Below are 19,171 nucleotides of genomic sequence, written 5' to 3'. Positions count from 1 at the left end.
ACTCCTCATCAATAAGCCCCGGTACCTTTCAGGACAACCGGAATGGTCTTGAACAGAATCTTCATCTCTAAGCCAAAGCTCCATCTCTCGATATAATAAATATCGAGATCTACCCATTGTTCAAAGTCCAGATCACTGCGGCCGCTAACTTGCCAGAGCCCCGTCATTCCGGGCAGTACATCCATCCTTCGCCAATGATGATTCGTATATTGCGCCACTTCGTTTGGTAGCGGAGGTCGGGGGCCTATCAGGCTCATATCACCTTTAAGCACGTTAATCAGCTGCGGCAGCTCATCTATGGAATATCTTCGGAGAATCCGGCCGATCTTGGTCACTCGGGGATCACTCTTTATTTTAAATACAGGGCCATCCGCTTCATTCGTGGTGTCCAAGTGCTGACGAATGAGATGCGCATCGGTTACCATAGATCTGAATTTGTACATGTAGAACGGAAGGCCATTCTTGCCAATCCGTACTTGCTTGAAGAATATCGGCCCTCGTGAATCGATGCGTATAAGTATGGCTATGAAAGCAAACAAAGGAGAGAAAAATAACAATGTAAGAAACGCAAGGGTACGATCCATCGTACGCTTAAGCAGCAAGTTGAGTCCGCGTAATGGCGTTTTAACGACTTGGATATAGGGGAAAGCCGTATCTTGATGATACTCGAAGACAGTGCCAACGCGATCATACATCTCAGGTATGATTCGGATGTCTACATGATATTTGTAGATGGCATGCAGCATTTCTTGCATCTTTTCTCTTGCCGATGGGATGGTGATGTACAGAATCTCTATTTTCTCTCTCTCAATGATTCTCTCGAGATCCGCTACGCGCCCCAGTACCTCCCCTTTCTCCACATCGTCATCCAGAAATCCTGTAACTTCATATCCATTATGCGTGTGTTCGCGTTCAAAGTGTTCTCTTAATTGAATCCCTACTCTGCCGGCACCCACAATGAGCACCCTACGGACAATGACGCCTTTTTCTTTGAGCCTGGCAATGCTCCACTTCCGTATATATCGGTAAAATGCAGCTTCTATCATAAACGTCGTCACATAAGCTACCAGTAAGATACGCGACAATAGAAAAGTGTTCTTCAACAAATACGAGATACCAATTGCAATTAAAAAGCTTAATGCTACAGCCCGGAGGATGTGGACAAACTCTTCGGACAACGCTTGTTCCTTGTCTATTTTATAGAACTGCTTCTGATACGTAATGATGAAATAGATCGTTAGAAAGAGAACGATAAATAGTAGATAGTTGGCTAAGATGGGAGAACTGTTAATGCCGCCTGATGCATACTCAGGCCATACTTTCAGTAAAAACATCGCAATAAAAGTAGCTACGTAGGTTGCTACTTCGGCGAATAGGATCATGATATTAAGGGCGAATCTTCTCTTCTGCGAATATTGACGTTGGATCGCTACTTGTTCCGTGTAATTCTGCGTTCGCCCGCTAGTAGTCGTGTCCAAATAATCTAAATTAGTCATTATAAATCCTCACAACAGATTTCGACTCGATTATTCCAATTATAACACAATTCTGTTGAGGACTGACGACAAATCGCCACTTCGACATCATGCCGAAGTGGCGATTTGTGTCCTTGCTAGATTTAGCTATTCACGGCATTGGGATCGGCCCAGTTCGTGAAAGGATTCCATGTGATGCTCTTTGATGCCAACAGCTTCGTCTTGCCATCGATCGTCTCGTAGATGGACAACATATAATTCGTTCCTACCATCGTAGAGCCCAGATCCTTGGTGATCAGATCTGTGTTGAAGCCTTGCTTCCAGGAACGAGTGGCTTGCGGATTCTCGATCTCGACATCTTCAGAAATAATCGCCTTACCGGTACCGATATCTTCTATCTTCATTGTTATTTTGCGAGGAGAGAAGACGTCCACGGTATTATCGCGTGCAATATCAACATTAATTCCGAACTTGACTTCGTTGACGTCCAGATGGGTTACCAAGGAGCTGAAATTCAACGTGTAAGGACCGACCTTCAAATTCTGGAACTGGTTGCTCGCCGAGACCTCTCCAGGAACCTGGAACGCAACAGCATTCACATAGCCCAGAAGACCTTCTTCTGTTGTTGCGTAACCCTTTTCGTTAACTCCTTCACCAATGATGAGTTGCATGTCCTTCGTATTCGTATTTTTTGGCAAATCTGCATAGAGGACGATCTGTTCCTTGTGACCAGGAGTGACATTACCTTTTCCTTTGAGGAGTTTTGCAGGACGGAAGACGCCGTCACTCGTCTTAAAGTAGCCCGTCCAGGCATTCAGCTCCGCATTACGCTGCTGTGCATTTGTTACATTTACATAGGCGGCAACATAGTCCGAGCTTGCACCGGTATACGTACGAATCGAATCAATCGAGACAGCAACTTCTCTACCATTATCTTTCGATTCATATGCACTTCCGACGGGGATAGTCGGGAGCTTGAATGCCGTTCCTTTCTGATTGAAGGACAAGAGCTGTACTTCTTCCGTCTCATCCTTTTGGTTTAGTGTAATGTTAATATCATTTAACGCATAGTTGTATGGAATCGTTCCGTACAGATATACAATTGTCTGCGCGCCGGGTGCCAGTCCTACATCAGCCGTATTCTGCACTTCCTTAGCATCTACGTTCACATTATTGTCCAATATGAACTTGCCCAAGTAAGCCGGAAGAGGGAGGTAGGAATTCCCTTTATTTCGAATCACAACTTGTGCAACTACATTATCGGATGAGAGCCAAGGCAGTCTTTGGAGATTTGTTAATTCGGCGTCATAGGTCCCAAAATCATTAGAATATGAAGCTTTGGTGTTTGTCGTTGTATTTTCCACGACTTGTTTGTTCGGGATGACATAGGAGCCGACTGGGATATTAATCTTGTCTCCGTCTTTGCTTGCTACATTCTGAGTGACGACAAGCCTAAATGCAGTTGTATTAGATAATGCAGGCAGATCTGCTGATAAGGCAACTTCTTTTAGCACCCCTGGCTCCAACATGAAGTTGTCCAGCTTTGTGGTAGGGGTGAGTTTATACATATTTCCTTCCGAGGACTGTATGTAATAATCATAGGTTGGAAGTGGAATCGTTACTTTAGATGCGTTTCTTAAAAGAAACTTTACTTTAGCCTTGTACCCAGTCAATGTCTTATTCAGACTTAATGAATCTGGTCTCGTATTGACGAATGAATTGTTAATGGGAATCGCTTTGAATCCGCCGCTCTTAACTGTTCCCGTAAATCCTTGAGGGAAAGTGAATTTGGCCAATGACCTCTCATAACCTGCAGTACTGAAATCAAACTTGATAATTTGTAAGTTGAGGTTGCTAAGTGTTTCTTTGCTTCCTACCTGAGCATAGAAAGTATAGGTCTGAGAAGACTTCGACGCAATCTTTGATTTCTTCTTGTCTGCGTCAAGAAGCGTCAAAGTGTATTGCGAACCTGAATTGGAACGTAGTCTAGCCCAGTAATCAATGAATTGCACATCTCTTGCACCATCGTTATTGAAGCTGATCGTAAAGCTTGCAACGTTGCCATTTTCATTGGGAATCAAGTTGCTATCAACCAATTTAACCGACAATTGATTTCCAATGCTGATGTTCTTGTACGGTGATGCTACCGCTGTACTACTGGCTGCTTGAGCATGTTGAATCGGCAAGTTTAGTACTGGCAAGGCTGCGCTTGACATAAATACAATTCCTGCTGTGAGCAGGAGCGAATTCTTCAACTTTCGCTTCATGATTGGTGTCACTCCCATTCCCATATTCGCCTAACTACTATACGTAAATGAGAGCCAAAAAGTTTTGGTTTATAGAAAATAAAAAGACTCCGGTGGACATAGTCCACCGGAGTCTTTCACTAGAGAAGATTACTTCAGCTTGAGGACGATTGCTTTAGCAACCGGCTTGTCAGCAACAGAGTAGTCTTTGCTGAACGATGCTACGATGACATCGTAGTCGGCAGCGTTTTTGTAGAAGTAATCATCAAGATCATACAGGTTACCAACAGTTACAGTATTGTCTTTAGCTTGAAGGTAAACAACGGTGTCTGTTGCGTTGATGATGTAGTTGGAAGCATCGCCATCAACCGTCAGGCTGTTCGTGCCTTGGCTTACAGCAGTGATCTTGTCACTCCAAATGCTGTGGAGATGAGTAGCAGTTTTTGCACCTGGGAATTCAATACCGTCGAATGCATCTTTGCCACCAAACAGCGCTACGAGTTCATGATCAGCCGTTTTGTGTGCCTTAGCAGCGTCATATACCGCTTGAGTTACCTTGAAGCCTGTAGCCTTACCGTTTACGTTCAATTCGACGGTGTATACCGTACCGGAAGTCGATACAGAGGTATACGCGTCATTGTACGTACCGAATGCAGCTTTCAGATCGTCGCCCGTAGACGACTTCGTTACGAAGACGTATTGCGCATATGCACCAGATGCATATACAGCAACTTCTGCACCGTTAGCCAGCTTCGTCAGGTCAGACTTGCTAACCTTACGATCAGACTTGGTAGCTTCAGAAGCTTTTGTAGCGTCATACACCAGCGTGTTGGCATTGATGTAGTACGTAGAGCCGCCTTTTTTGAAGGAGGAATCCGATTTGTCGGATACTGTGCCAGCCGAAGACAGTGCGACTGCTGTCTTAATACCCGTTACGTTGCCGGAGTTATCCGTTTTCCATTCAATAACAGCTTTCTTCTCATCGAGATCAGCTGCATCTTGATCTGCATACGTTTTATCATCCAGGTTCAGAGACAGAACTTTGTCATCCTTCAAGGAGTAGTACGTTACAACATCCTTGAAAGTGTTCGTCAAAATGCCATTTTCAACGATTTGTGCATGGTCCTTGATCGACAGGATGACAGCAACGTTACCTGCGGAGCCTGGTACAACCAGTTCAGCAGCAGCTACATTCTTATCTGCGTTCAAGAACAGCTTGTAAGTAGCTTCTGGAAGCAGACCCAGCGAGTTAACTTCCTTGTACTCTACACCGTTAACCGTGTAGTACTTAGCTTCAGTCGTGGTACGAACTGCGTCGATCTTACCTTCAACAACGTTACGCGTAGCATTGATGACCGTAGCTACTTTGTCAGTGTTGAATGCAACGTTCAAGATGTCGTTCTTCGCCAGATCAGCGAAGGTCTTCGTCTCGCCGTTGATCGTGATAACCGTAGCGTCCGTTACATCAACTGCGCCTCTGCCCGTGATTACACGCGCTTTAGCAGTAGAAGTAGCTGCAACAGTGGACTCGAGCTTCACGTTTTGGTAGCCGAACGTGTTCGCAACGACGGACAGAACAACTTGCTTGGAAGTCTTGTCGCCGTAGTCGTTAGTAACAACAATGTTCGTCAGGTAAACAGTTACGTCGGCATCCTTAGCAATCGAGTAGACAGTATTCGTGTTGGAGAAGAGTTGCGTAGAAGCAGTCAGGTTGAACTTGAGAACGTCAGATCCAACTTTAACTTCCAGGCCGTTATCGATAGCATACGTGGTTTTAGTAACGCTAGCGTTCAACTTACCCGTAACTACGTTGTCAGCGCTGATCAGATCGCTAACTGCCAGAACCTTAGCATCGTTCGTCTTCAGAACGAGTACGCGGTGGCCAAGCAGGTCAGCCAGTTTAGCGCCGCCCGTTACGATGAAGTTGGAAGCCGTAACTTGGCGAGTGCCGTTCAGTTCGATCTTGCCTTGAGCATCGAGGGAGTTAGCCGTTACAACAGCCCATTCAGTCGTGCCCAGTTTGGAGATCAGGAATACATTGTTGTTGTTAGGATCCTTTACGTTAACGAAGTTTGCCTTCTCAGGATCCCATGCAACCATTTGCTTCAGCAAGCCGTTGTTCACGATTTGCGAAACGACGCCGCGGGAAGCCAGCGTACCTTGAGCGATGTCCACTTTGCTGAACAGGCCGATGTCGTCAGCTTTGACGACAACGTTGTACGGCCAGTTGCCGGACAGGTGCGCATCTTGGTAGCCGATAGCACGCAGGATGATTGCCGTTACTTCTTCGAACTTGATGTTGTCGTTAGGACGGAACTTTGTAACTTTACCGTTCTTGTCCTTGTCGCCAAGGATGTAGCCCTTGGTTTCGGCAACGTTGATGTAGCCCGTGTACCATTCATTGACTTTAACGTCAGTGAATTTGGACTTTACGTTCTTCAGTGCTTCAGCAGTCTTGCCGAAGCCAGTAACTTCAACGACGATCTTGGCCAGTTCAGCGCGGGTGATCTTGTTCTCCGGCTTGAACGTGCCGTCGGTGTAACCGTTGATTACGCCGAGAGCTACAAGCTCTTCGATTGCAGTTTGGTTCTTGTTGCCGGCAACGTCAGTAGGCGTTGCAGCGAAAGCGGAGACCGCGTAGGACATTACTACGGCGATCGCCAGCACGAGGCTGACTAATCTTTTCTTCATAACCTTTTGTTCTCCTCCTCGAAAAGGCTTCTCTGAGTTTACTTGTCTGGAAAAATGGTAGCTCGGTTCTCTCATAGCCATTTCACCCCCTCTCCGGAGTTGAGCATTGTTTATTGTTGATGTCTGCAAGCATGGCCTATGTAAGTAGAAACATGTCGCAGAAACTCGTAAACTAGGTAATGAAACAGAAAATGGGCAGGGTAAATTATGCCACTTTCCTCATTATACATGCGTGTCTCCCTAGCGTAAAGAAGATTTTCTAGACGAAACCGCTAGGTTCTAGGGCCGAAGTCCTTGTCGATAACAGACACATGTAATTAAACGTTGGGATCTTCAAAAAGTTGCGGTAATCCGAAAAAACATTCAAGATTTTATAAACGAATTCCCGTTTTTTAAAACAAACTGCTTATGTAAGCCTTTGAGCTTCTATAGTATAACTTCAGGACGAGTCTCCGTCATTGCTAAAGATTTTCCTGCGTATAGAAGTTCATCCAGCGATTTGCTGATCTAAGTAATATCGGCTTGAAACTCATCGAAATAAGAATACACATATCATACCCTATGATCCAAATCGCGAATATAGAGCCCGCCGCCAGAGACGATGCCTCCAGCGACGGGCTTCATGTTTTAACAACGAGGTTATATTAGTTTAGCTCAGGTTAGCCGGGAAGATCTTCGTGCTCTTCTTCAGCAGCTCAACCGCGATCTTGCCGGCTTCCGCCCGGGTCAGCTTGCTGTCCGGATTGAAGTTATACGAGGCCTTCTTCTGCCCCGGCAGCGTCACTGGAGCGCCCTGCATGATCTTCGCCTTCGACACGGCGCTGACGGCCGGACGCGCGTAGTACGAGATCTTGCCCGAGTCGAGGAACGACTTGGCCAGCGCGGCCTCAAGCTTCGAATCATTGGTCGCCAGCTTGATCTTCAGCGCCCGCGCGATCATGACCGCCGCGTCTTGGCGCGTCAGCTTGGCGCTTGGACCGAAGTAGCCTTCGCTCAAGCCCTGCACGATCCCCGCTCTCGCCGCCGTCTCAATGTGGGCGTAATCGTATGTCGTCGTGCTAAGCTCAGGTACCACGTCGACAAAGGTCTTATTCCCGTCGTAGCGAAGCGGCAGGTTCAACCCTTTGACCAGCAGCGTCGCGAATTCGCCACGCGTCGTCTGATCGTCCGCGCCGAACTGATCGTACTGCAGGTTGTTCATGATGCCCTTCGCGTACAACGCGTTCATGATGTTGCGTCCCCACGGGTGATTCGTAATGTCCGAGAACCCTTGACGCAGCTTCATGACTTTGTAATAGCCGAACTCATCGAACGGAACGGAGATCGTGTGCTTCTTAACGTCGACTTCGCCGCCGATGTTCTCCCATCTGCCGTTGTCACTGTAACGGAAGACCGTGATCATGGAGCCGATCTCGTCCACGACGTTGGAGTCGAAGGTCAACGTCAGCGTGCCTCTGTTCGAAGGCACGACTTTGCGTTCAATCGGGTACTGCGTGAAATTCTCTTCATATACATTGGAGTAAGGCGGCACGCCGTTTGTGGACGGCTGATAGCCGGTTTCTCCCTTGTTATACAGCTCGCCGCGTCCGCCGCTGATCCAGAACACTTGGGAGATCCGCGTAAAGTTGTCCGTATTTGCCGTGCTGCCGAACAAACTCTCCAGACGCGTCGGAATGCCGATTAGCGCATGTCCATAATCGTCTTTCTTCTGCACGATGCCGTTGTTCGGATCAGCTACACCGAACAGCAGTTGGGTATCCTTGTAGAACTTTACGACACTGTTCGTATTCTGTACAGCCGATTTCAGCAGCGTCCCCTTCGGGAAAGACAGTTCAAGCGATTTGTTGAAGATGGAGTGCTTCGTCTTGATCGGTTCCATAAATTGCGAATCGATCTGGACGGAACTGGAATAATACACGTTAACCGTATCGTTCACCGTAGCGCCTGGGCGTACGATTTGAATCTTGATAGCGGTCGACTTATCCGGCTTCAACCCAATGAAGTCATAAACGAATCGATCAGGTAAATCCGAGCGCTTCGTAGCGGGAACCTTGTTGATCAGGATCGACGTAGCGCCTTCCGCTTCGATATCAAAGTGAACGAAGTTCTTGTTCACGATGATCTGGTCGCCAACGGTCGGTACTGGAGCTAGGATCAGATAGGAGTTCGCCTCGCGGACGATCTCCAAACGCTGTTTCGTCCGGGCACCCGTGCTGTTAATCAACTCCAAGTTGTAAACCTGCGTGCCCGTCGCGGCAAAGTCGATATCGCGGATCCGCAGCATAAAGTCGTTCTGGTTACCAGCAAAGTCGTATCGAATACCGCTTGATACTTGGTCGATCTTATATTCCTCTATAGCCGGAATGGCCAACGTGAAGATCGGCGTCGTACCGTTATAGATATTCAACGTCTGCGCGCCATTGCCTCGCATGGTGATATCAAGCTTCTTCTCCTTCGTGACATACTGCCCGTTGTCCTTCGGAACAAAGCCTGTCAGATCAAAGATGTTGCTGATCTGAGCTTCTGAATACGAACTTAGCAGGGGGAAGCTGAATGCCTGACGGACGGAGCCCGACGTCGGGATATGCGCCGGTTGGAACTTCAGGATATTCGATACGTTATCATCGATGATATAAATCTGCATTTCCTTGCGGATCTCACGGGTCGTACCGCTGCCGTCATCATAGGTGCCGACGAACACGATTTGGTTCGCCCCATAGACAAGCGGTCCGGCTGCACTAATAGGGAGATCCAGTTCAAAGTCGTGCTTCGTATTCGACGGTGCCGTCAGGTTCGCGAAGAAGTTCGCCGTCGGTGTCAGGCCGTTGACAAAATACTGGGCCGATTTGATCGACTCGAATCCGACATACTGACCCGTAATCTTGAGAGTAGGCGCTGATGTCGTACGGGAGTTGTAATGATAAACGCCGCCATCCGTCAAATTCGATACATAAATGTAATTCTTGGACACGTAAGAGATGTTGGCATTGAAGGTAGCCACGGTAGTGCCGCTATATTGGAACTTCACGGACTGCTGCCCGCTCTTGAATCCGGATACGAGATACACGCGCTGATTCGCATTAAGACCCGTAACCCCGGTGGGCACCGTCAAATTAAGAGCCGAACCGAGCGGCAAGTACGATCCCGAGAACGTGACCGTCCCAGGATCCTTGTCCGTTTCCACGAGAATGTAGAAGTCCGCCTTCTCTACTTGTGCTCCATTCAGATCGACCTTGGAAGCGGTGGTCACGTCGCCTGGCGTGAAGCCTGGCAAGTAATACATCTTGTTAATATTGACAGCACCGGCCAAATACTTGAACTTGCCCTGGAATGCCGCGCCGAACGCACCGTAAGTAATGTCAAGCGTAACGTTCTGATCGCCGCTCGTAAAGTTGATGGAAGGCGTCTTAAACGATTGAAGAAGATAAGCCGGCGTCACGCCGTCCGATCCGTATACGACCTCTTCTACCGTATCGGCAGGAACGGGCGTTGCTGCTCCCGAATTCAGCTTATAAGTCGCTTCATTTTTAAAGGTATGACCGGAAATATAAGGGACGAGAACTTGCACTTCAAGCGTGCCCGAAGCTACGCTATCCGTTAGAGTCGGCGTAGAATTGAGCAACGAATATTTCGTTCCGTTATTGTTCAGATCCACGATCGTAAACGGTTTGTTCTCGTCGTAATAGTAAATAGAACGATTGACTACGATCGAGTCCGAAGCGTTCTTGATCGTGACTTTCAAAGCGTTCAAGCCAGCGTTCAGACGCAGCGACGGACTGAAGAACGTGCCATCCTCCAGCAGCGAGGTCGTCACTTCCGTGCCGCCGTTGACGCTGATCGTCACTTTGGTGGCATTTTGAACTTTACCATCCAAGCTGATCGCCTGATTTTTGACGACGACTTTGGTGCCTTCGTTCAACAGCGTAACTTCATTCCCGGATGTGACTTTCAAGTTTTCCACGAACGGAACCTTGTCATAGAGCACATAGAACGTATCGGAGCGCTCCATGTTGCCTTGCATCCCAGTGAAGGTGATCCGGTTGAAGCCTGAGAACAGCGACAGATTGCTTGCCGTGAAGCGGTTGGACGCATTCGTGTCGGCATCTACCGCGCTCGTCGTATAGCTGGTTGCATCCGGCTCCCATTTTTTCCGAGTATCGCTGTAGTTTAGCTTTTCAACCTTAACGGACATCGTATCTTTTGCGACATAGGAGAACGTACCCTTAATCGTAAGCTGTCCGTTTGTCGTCAAATAAACGTTGCTTCTGGAAATAATGGATCCCAAAGGGTTGTCATCCAATGACTTCGTTGCCGTCTGGCGAATTTCGTTGAGATCCGGAATAAAGTAACTGGCCGCAGACGGTGTTGTTGCTGCATTAGCCTGACGCAAGGTCCCAAGCGGAACCAGGGTACCCACGAGTACGGCGACCATCAGCCAAACGAGCGTGCGCTTGATGCGTTGCATGCAATCAATCTCTCCTTTGTTCGTTGCCCTCGGTAACGAAGCGATATACTTCTATGTATCGGCATCCGCGTCCCGGCAGTTTAGGCTAAACGCACAAAAAGAAAAACCCGGGCGCATGGTCCCGGGTCGATCATCAAGAGAAATAAGTGCATGAATTATTTAGAGCGCGAATCGGTCTGCGTCTTCATCCGCATCCGGAACAGCAAGTCGAGCACCGGACGCCGCGACTTGTCCACGATGCCGATCAGCTCGGCACCGATCTGGAGCAGGAACACCATGACGGCGATGACGATAAACGTGATCCAGTTGCCGTAGCCGGACTTCGAGATGACCGACTGCACGACTGCGCAGGCGCCGAAGAAGCCGGCGATGCCGTAGATGATCAGGACGGTCTTGCGGTGGCTGAAGCCGAGCTGCTGCAAACAGTGATGCAGATGGCCTTTGTCCGGCTCGAAGATCGGCTTCTTCTGAACCCAGCGGCGGATGATCGCGAAGAACGTATCCGAGAGCGGCACGCCGATGATGAGCAGCGGCGTCACGAACGAGACGACCGTGATCTGCTTGAAGCCGAGCATCGAGAGCATCGCCAGCGCGAAGCCGAGGAACAGCGATCCGGAGTCACCCATGAAGATCTTCGCCGGATGGAAGTTGAAGAACAGGAAGCCGATGATCGCGCCGAGCAGGATGGCGGAGAGCATAACGACGGTGCCCTGGCCCATCAGCGCGGCCATCACGAGGATGGAAGTGATCGCGATGCCGGAGACGCCGGCCGCGAGGCCGTCCAGTCCGTCGATCAAGTTAATGGCGTTGGTCACGCCGACGATCCAGAATATCGTGAGCGGAATCCCGATCCAATCGCCGAGCGCTTGCATCGAGGAACCGAACGGAATGTTCACCAAGTCGATCTGTACGTCGAATCCGAATACGACCACGCACGCGGCGCCGATCTGAACCAGCAGCTTCAGCTTGGCGGACAGCTGGAACTTGTCGTCCAGCGCGCCTAGCAGCACGATCAGCGTACCGCCGGTCAAGAGACCGCCGATGAGCCGTTCGTCGTGCGAGCTGAGCCACCCGTCGGGCAGCCATGGCATGAGGAAAAGGATGCAAGCCGTGAACGCGGCATAAATGGCCAGTCCTCCGAGCCGGGGCATCATTCGCGTGTGCACTTTGCGGTGGTTCGGCACGTCGATCGCGCCGATCCGATGCGCGAACTTCTTCACGAACGGCGTCAGCACGAGCGCAAGGGCAAGCGATACTGCAAATCCGGTAATCCCGATTGTAACCATCCAGCCTGTCGGCATCTACAACTCTCCTTTGCGTAAGTACCGGAATGAATTATACGCTCCGGCACTGGATTCAACAAGGCATTTTTCCAGCCGATTTTCGGCAAAAAACCGCGATTTCACTCGTTTTCAACGGTTTTTCATAAGCGTTTATCTCGTTTTCAGAACGTTATCTCCGTCTTTGACCACTTTAAGCGCGTATCTCGGCAATACCAGCATTCTCCGGAATCGCCATGGCTCCCGGACCAGCCGGTAGAACCATTCCAGCCGCAGCTTGCGGAATAGCGCAGGCGCGCGCTTCACCTTGCCGGCGATGACGTCGAAGCTGCCGCCGACGCCCATCATGACCGGGACGCCGAGGTCCGCGCCGTGCTTCGCCAGCCAAGGCTCTTGCCTGCCCATGGAGCGGGCCACGAACAGCAGATCCGGCTGCGCCTCGCGGATCGCCGCTACCACGCCTGCATCGTCTTCGTCGGTAAAGTACCCGTTGCGCACGCCGACGAATCGAATGCCCGGATACGCCTCCGCCAGCTTGGCATGCGCCGCATCCACGATCTCCTGCGACGCGCCGAGCAGATAGACGCCCCAACCGCGGCGATCGCCAACGCGGAGCAGCTCGTGCAGCAGATCGAATCCGGCGACGCGCTCCGCCACCGGCTGCTTCACCCGCTGGGCGGTCCATACGACGCCCGTGCCGTCGGGCACGACCAGATCGGCGGAGACGAGCGCCCGATAGAAGCCGGGGTCCTGCAGTCCGATCATGATCATCTCGGGGTTGCCGGTGATGACGCGATGCGGCTTGCGCTCCTCGATCGCGCGGGTCAGATAAGCTACCGTTCCCTGCATATCCATCTTGGAGAACGGGATGCCGTAGATCGGAACGGTCGGATATTCGCGAGCGATTGCGGAATCAGTCATTGGAGTCACCTTTACGTTGCATGCAGTATGCAATGATGCGTTCCGCGGGCCGCATGGCTTCGTCCTTCAGCTTGCGAATGGCGCCATAGGTGTCGATTCGCCATTGCCCGGGATCTTCAAGTAATTGGACGGCGCGGTCGGCAAAAAGTTGCAAGTTCAGCGCGTCCGTCGTGCCGATGGCCCGGTCGCCCAACCGCTGCAGGAACTGGTCGATCTTGGGATCGTACGACAACCCCATCAGCGGCACCTCGCGGTTGGCGGCGTAGATCAGCGAATGCAGCCGCATCCCGATCAGCAGATCGCAGCCGTCGACCTCGCGCAGCATGTCCTGCGGCGCCTCGTGCGCCGGCGCCAGCTCCGCCTCGGCCGCCTCGCGGCCGAGCCGTTCCATCACGTACCGCGAGGCATCCTCGTCGGCCCCGTGATGGAACGGCAGCATCCGCAGCCGCACGCCGCTCCGCCGCTGCGTCAGCGCATTCAGCGCGGCGGCCACGCGGTCCAGGTCCGCGCGGTCCTCGCGCCAGTAGCGCACGGACACGCCGACGACCGCCGGCGCGGATCCGCGCGCCGCGGCTTCGCCCGCGGACGCCGCATCAGGCACCGGCTCGCGGGCCTCGCCCTTCGCTGCCCCGCCTGCGCCCGGCAGCGGCAACCCCATGACCGGGTCCGCGACGACGTCGACCCGGTCCCGATCGACGCCGAATCGGGCGAGCAGCTCGGCCGATTCGGCGTCCCGCACGGACACGTACTTCGCCTTGCGGAACGCGCGGGCGACGAACGGGTGGAACAACGCGCGGTTCACGGGGCCGATCCCTTGCGCGTACACGAAGGTCGGCTTGCCCGCCCAGCGGGCCATCTCGAGGATCCCCAGATAGTAGGGGATCGAGCCGACTCCGGTCGCGTCCTGCAGCAGGCTTCCCCCGCCGCTGATTAGACCGTCGCTCGCGCGAAGCGCCTTCCGCACTTCGCCCAGCTTCATGCGGGGCACCGCTTGGACGCCGTATTGCCGCTGCGTCCAAGCCGGATCGCCGGAGAGCACGACCGGCTCGACCGTCAGCCCTTCCCGCTGCGCCGCTTGCTCCAGCGCCGTCAGAATGCTGAGCAGCACGGCCTCGTCACCGCTATTGCGGAAGCCGTAATAGCCCGACAACACGAGCCGCAGCTTGCGGCCTGCGATATTTTTCCCCTTCATTATGCCACGCACCGCCCAGTCTTACCTTAAATCAACCTTAATTCCGGCTGAGATAAAGGAATTCTAATCTTTCGGCTAGACGCGAGCCTTCGCGCCGCCGCGGGATTTGTACCAAATCGACGCCAGAACTTGCCAGACTGCGATCGCGATCAAGCCGAACACGAAGCCGATAGCCAGACCAAGCGCATCGCGCGTAGCCGACAGGATCGAAGGCGTATGGATGTGCGCGAACGTATCGACCATCGACAGCTGTCCGATGGTCGCCGCGGCGATCAACAGCAGCGGCCACTTCGGATAGCGCAGCGCCAGGAACAGGCCGAGCAGCATCAGCGGATGCCCCAGCACGAACTCCTTGAAGCGCGGACGGACATGGAACGTCGTCTCCAGAATCGAACGAAGCTGAAGCTCGATGCCTGTAGCTTGTCCGGCGTTGCCGGTACGGGACAGGTAGTACATGCCGGCTGCGCCCAGCACCACGGCCGCGACGACCCACAAGACCGTGATCGGCAGGTTCAGGATGCGCCGCGCATTGCCCCAGACGGTCGCGCCCGGGCCGTACAAGAACAGGTAGACCGCGACGAGCGCGATCGGCGCCAGATGCAGCAGGCTCACCCCGCGGAATTGCTGCAGCACCAACATATACGTAATATCGTTCAGCAGGGCGATGACGAACGGCACCGCCGCCACCGACAGCACAGCTGTTCTTACATATAATATAGTCGCGCTCCCGAGCCGGGCGCCGGCCGAGCGGCGGAAGCTCTCCGGCTGATTTCTCCGCGCCCGCAGCAAGCGGATCAGCGTGACCACGGACGCGGTCGGGGCGGCGATGGCGACGAAGAGCGCCAGCGCTTGCGTCAGCGTGGACGAATTCAGCACCCAGACGCCCGCGCCTCCGATGAAGCCCAAGATCGTAATCGGCGTGAGGATCGACGGCAGGAACAGTCCGACCGTCAGCGCGATGAGCGACACGGCTCCGGCGATCGTCAAGGCGCGCAGCGCCTTCTCGGCCGGCGCGTGATGAATGTCGAACGGGTGCGCTTCGCCGATGACGAAGCCGAAGTCTTTCATGCGCGCGATGGCGCCATCCTCGTTGTTGTCCTCGTCCCCCGCCAGCGACTTGACGATCGTATCGAAGGGATGCGTCACTTGCAGCCGAATCGGGTCTTTGACCTGAATCGCGTTCAGATAGATCATGCGGATATTCCGGTCCTTGACGGCCAGCACGAACCGATCCGTCAGCACGGGCACCTTCGCTTGCGACATTTCGATGTCGGAGACCGAATGGAGGCGAACGACGTTATAGCCGATCTCCTTGGCGAGCGTTCCCAACCCCTTTTGAGGCACTTTGAGGTTTTCGATCGCCGCGATGCCGATCCCGTACTCCTTCAACTGCTTGGCGAAGTCGTCCAGACTCTTCTCTTCGTCCTGATCGTTGAATCCGGGCACCGCTTCTCCGTCGAAGATGATGCGCGTGGCGCCGTACGTCTTGAACGATTCCAGCCAAGCTTTCATGCGGGTCGAATCGTATGGCAGGATCCGGTCGGACAGGCGCGGCACGACGAGGAAGCCAGCGTCGCGGATGGCCTTCATGGCCAGCGGATTCGGCTGCATCGGGCGGATGTACGCGTCGTCCGGCGACATGTCGATCCGCAGACCCGCGCGGCCTTGGGCCGACCAACTCGTCACTGGCACTTCTAGCTGCTTGAACGCCGCTTCGATGATCGGACGGAGCGTGGGCTCGTCCGCGGCGTTGTTGAACAGTACGTAAGTACGGTTATCGCCCGGCTCGCTCAGCTTGCCGTCCAGCAGGGCGGCTTGACCGGCGTTGTAGACGGTGACCTCCCCTGCCCAGGACAGTTCCTCGAGACTGCTCTCGAATACGGCCATCGCGTTGACGCCCGCTTCCTTCAAGTTGTTCATCTGCGTCTGCACGAACGCTGCCGGATTCGGTTGCGAAGTGGATACTTGCAGGATAGCCTTGTAATTCATGACGATCTCCACTTTGTCCGCGGAGTTCTCCGTCTGCACGCGCGCATACATGACCGGCAGCGAACCGATCACGCCTACGAGCACGACCCACCATAGCCACTTCGCCAATCTCCGGTTCCACTGTTCAAGCCATTGGGGCACAACCGTCACTCCTTCTCATTCCCATCAATGCATATGCAGGCAATTATTTCTAGTATGAAAACGTAGACGCGGAATCATCCGTAAAAGTTCGAAAAATCGCGTGCCGGATCGGCAGAAAACTTCATTTCCCGCGCAATACTGTGACAACATGTGACAAGCGTTAGACGCGTGAAAGCCGGATGCGGCTCGCTCGCCGCTTCCGCCTTCGCTTCCGAACGCCGTCTCGCCGGTATTGCATCTATGGCTTTACGCCGACCGGCTGACTCGCTTTATATGGATGCCGGCACGCCAATGCACCATGACAATCACGGCGCTGTTCCTGTTCGGCCTCGCCGCGATCAGCCTCTCGCTCCCCATCGTCACCCCGTTACGACTCAGCCCCGACGCCGCTGCCTTGCTCCCGCTTAGGCCCGCGCATCGACGCGCGCCATGACATCCGTCACCAGGCGGCCCAGCGAATCGGAAGCGCCGGACAGATCGCCGCCCCGCACGGCAAAGTACACCTTGATCTTCGGTTCCGTGCCGGACGGACGCAGACAGAACCAGGAGCCGTCGGCGAGCATGAATTTGAGCACGTTCTCCTTCGGCAGATCGTCGATGCCCTTCTCGTAGTCCAGCGCCTTCGCCACTTGAATGCCGGCCACCTCCGCAGGCGGATTCGTGCGCCAGTCGGCCATGATGGCGCCGATCTTCTCCACGCCGTCCTTGCCCTTTAGCGTCCGGGACTCCAGCTTCTCCAAGTACGTGCCGTACTTTGCGTACAGCTCTAGCAGCACGTCGTACAGCGTCTTGCCTTGCGTCTTGTAGTAGGCGGCCGCTTCGCAGATAAGCATCGAGGCGACGACGGCATCCTTGTCCCGGGCATAGGTCCCTGTCAGATAGCCGTAGCTCTCCTCATAGCCGAAGAGGAACGTATGCGCGCCGGTCGATTCGAACTCGGTCATCTTCTCGCCGATGTACTTGAAGCCCGTCAGCGTATTGATGACTTCGCAGCCGTACGACTTCGCGATGTCCGCGCCCATCTCGCTCGTCACGATCGTCTTGATCACCGCGCCGTTGGCCGGGAGCTTGCCCTTCGCCTGCAGGTTGGAGAGCAGATAGTGCACCATCAGCGCGCCGGATTGGTTGCCGGAGAGCACCGTGTACTCGCCCTTGTCGTTCTTGACGACGGCGCCCATCCGGTCGCAGTCCGGGTCCGTGCCGACGATGATGTCGGCGCCCTTCTCGTCCGCGAGCTTGATGGCCAGCGTGAACGCTTCGTGCTCCTCCGGGTTCGGCGACTTGACGGTCGAGAACATCCCGTTCGGATGCTCCTGCTCCGGCACGACGTAGACGGAGCCGAAGCCCGCCTGCGCGAGAACCCAGCGGACGGGCATATTGCCGGCGCCGTGCAGCGGCGTATATACGATCTTCAGCGCGTCGCCGGCGCCGCTCTTCAGCAGCTCCGGATGTACGGACTGTCCCGCCACCGTATGGACGAACCGGTTGTCGTCCTCTTCGTCCAGCCAGAGCAGCTGCCCCTGCTCCTCCGCTTCCCGCTGCGACAAGCGCTTCACGTCTTGGAAGGCGTCCACTTCGCGAATCTCGGCGATAACCTGCTCGGCCTGGTGCGGCACGAGCTGGCAGCCGTCCTCTCCGTACACCTTGTAGCCGTTGTACTCCGGCGGATTGTGGCTCGCCGTGATGACGATGCCGCCGCAAGCCTTCAATTCGCGGACGGCGAACGAGAGCTGAGGCGTCGGACGCAGCGAGCGGAACAGGTACGTCTTGATGCCGTTTGCCGCGAGCACGCAAGCCGTCTCGAGCGAGTAGATATCGGAGTTGTTCCGGGAATCGTGCGCGATGACGACCGACGGGGAAGAGAATTGCTTCAGGAGATACGCGGCGAACCCTTGGGTCGCGCGCCCGATCATATAGCGATTCATCCGGTTCGTCCCCGCGCCCATCACGCCGCGGAGGCCGCCCGTGCCGAATTCCAGTTCCCGATAGAAGCGGTCTTCGATGTCAGCCGGCTTGTCCGCAATGCCGCGCAGCTCATCCTTCGTCGCTTGATCCACGTTCGGGTCGTTCAACCAAGCCTCATAGACTTCTATAGCTGTAAGGTTACTCATCGTTCTCGCTTCCTCTCCATATTAATCTCTTATCTATACCCCGACGCGGGCCGATCTTCACGCCGCAGGAGTCGGAAGCTTCAGGACGCCGCCTTCCGCCGATTCGGCTTGGTTCGTCGCGCAAGGGCGATCTGCTCGTCCATCCGTTTTTCCGAACAAAATCCGGCCGACAGTGCCTCTTTTCCTCCAAAGACGGCAGATCCGTTCTTATTTGGGATCCGTCAGCGCGAACATCAGCACGCCCTCGCAGACCACTTTGCCGTCGACCTTGGCGGTTGCTTGGCCTTTGCCGATCGGTCCTTTGAGGCGGATGATCTCGACCTCCAGCGTCAGCGTATCGCCCGGCGTCACTTGGCCGCGCCAGCGGAATTCGTCCACGCCCGCGAACAGACCGATCTTGCCCCGGTTCTCTTCGAGACCGAGAATCGCCGTCGCGCCGACCTGGGCGAGCGCTTCGAGGATGAGCACGCCCGGCATGACCGGGAAGCCCGGGAAGTGTCCGACGAAGAACGGTTCGTTGATCGTCACGTTTTTGAGGCCGACGGCCCGTTTGCCCGCTTCGAGCTCCAGGATGCGGTCCACCAACAGGAACGGCGGACGATGGGGAATGATCTCTTGAATTTGATTCACGTCGAGCATACAGGAATCTCCTCTCCTCGC

10 protein-coding genes are annotated in these 19,171 nt (G+C 53.9%); all 10 read right to left on the bottom strand.

The window, feature by feature from the left end; genetic code table 11:
• Positions 1-8 precede the first annotated feature (8 nt).
• The 10 genes from H7C19_RS07920 to fabZ all read right to left on the bottom strand — a co-directional run bounded on the left by H7C19_RS07920 (position 9) and on the right by fabZ (position 19,150).
• Positions 9-1,382: a sugar transferase gene (locus H7C19_RS07920; RefSeq protein ID WP_221469105.1), complete on the bottom strand. Its 1,374-nt coding sequence runs from the start codon at positions 1,380-1,382 to the stop codon at positions 9-11.
• A 236-nt stretch (positions 1,383-1,618) separates the two neighbouring features.
• A complete protein-coding gene (locus tag H7C19_RS07915; protein ID WP_185142075.1) occupies positions 1,619-3,742 on the bottom strand; it encodes a hypothetical protein in 2,124 nt (707 codons plus the stop codon).
• Positions 3,743-3,871: 129 nt separating this feature from the next.
• On the bottom strand, positions 3,872-6,412 hold the full coding sequence (locus tag H7C19_RS07910) for an S-layer homology domain-containing protein (protein ID WP_185142074.1): 2,541 nt from the start codon (positions 6,410-6,412) through the stop codon (positions 3,872-3,874).
• 649 nt (positions 6,413-7,061) lie between these two features.
• Entirely contained in the window at positions 7,062-10,877 is a 3,816-nt protein-coding gene (locus H7C19_RS07905) for an S-layer homology domain-containing protein (protein WP_185142072.1), read from the bottom strand.
• A 155-nt stretch (positions 10,878-11,032) separates the two neighbouring features.
• Complete coding sequence (locus H7C19_RS07900; RefSeq protein ID WP_246469371.1) at positions 11,033-12,178, bottom strand: glycosyltransferase family 4 protein; 1,146 nt, start codon at positions 12,176-12,178, stop codon at positions 11,033-11,035.
• Positions 12,179-12,310: 132 nt separating this feature from the next.
• A complete protein-coding gene (locus H7C19_RS07895; RefSeq protein ID WP_185142070.1) occupies positions 12,311-13,078 on the bottom strand; it encodes a WecB/TagA/CpsF family glycosyltransferase in 768 nt (255 codons plus the stop codon).
• Positions 13,071-14,270 carry a polysaccharide pyruvyl transferase CsaB gene (gene csaB / locus H7C19_RS07890; RefSeq protein WP_185142068.1) on the bottom strand — a complete coding sequence of 400 codons (1,200 nt, stop codon included), beginning with the start codon at positions 14,268-14,270 and terminating at the stop codon, positions 13,071-13,073. The genes H7C19_RS07895 and csaB overlap by 8 nt, the downstream gene beginning before the upstream one ends.
• 75 nt (positions 14,271-14,345) lie before the next feature.
• Positions 14,346-16,400 (bottom strand): DUF5693 family protein, encoded by a 2,055-nt coding sequence (locus H7C19_RS07885; RefSeq protein WP_313731476.1) that lies wholly within the window; start codon positions 16,398-16,400, stop codon positions 14,346-14,348.
• 404 nt (positions 16,401-16,804) lie between these two features.
• Positions 16,805-18,511: a phospho-sugar mutase gene (locus tag H7C19_RS07880; protein ID WP_185142065.1), complete on the bottom strand. Its 1,707-nt coding sequence runs from the start codon at positions 18,509-18,511 to the stop codon at positions 16,805-16,807.
• Between the two features lie 207 nt (positions 18,512-18,718).
• Positions 18,719-19,150, bottom strand: coding sequence for a 3-hydroxyacyl-ACP dehydratase FabZ (gene fabZ / locus H7C19_RS07875; RefSeq protein ID WP_185142063.1), 432 nt, complete (start codon positions 19,148-19,150; stop codon positions 18,719-18,721).
• Positions 19,151-19,171: the final 21 nt, after the last annotated feature.

Origin of the sequence: Cohnella nanjingensis (assembly GCF_014212125.1) — a bacterium.
Classification (GTDB): Bacteria; Bacillota; Bacilli; order Paenibacillales; family Paenibacillaceae; genus Cohnella; species Cohnella nanjingensis.
The sequence above is the reverse complement of the archived record's forward strand: the minus strand, read 5'-3'. Positions and strand labels throughout refer to the sequence as shown.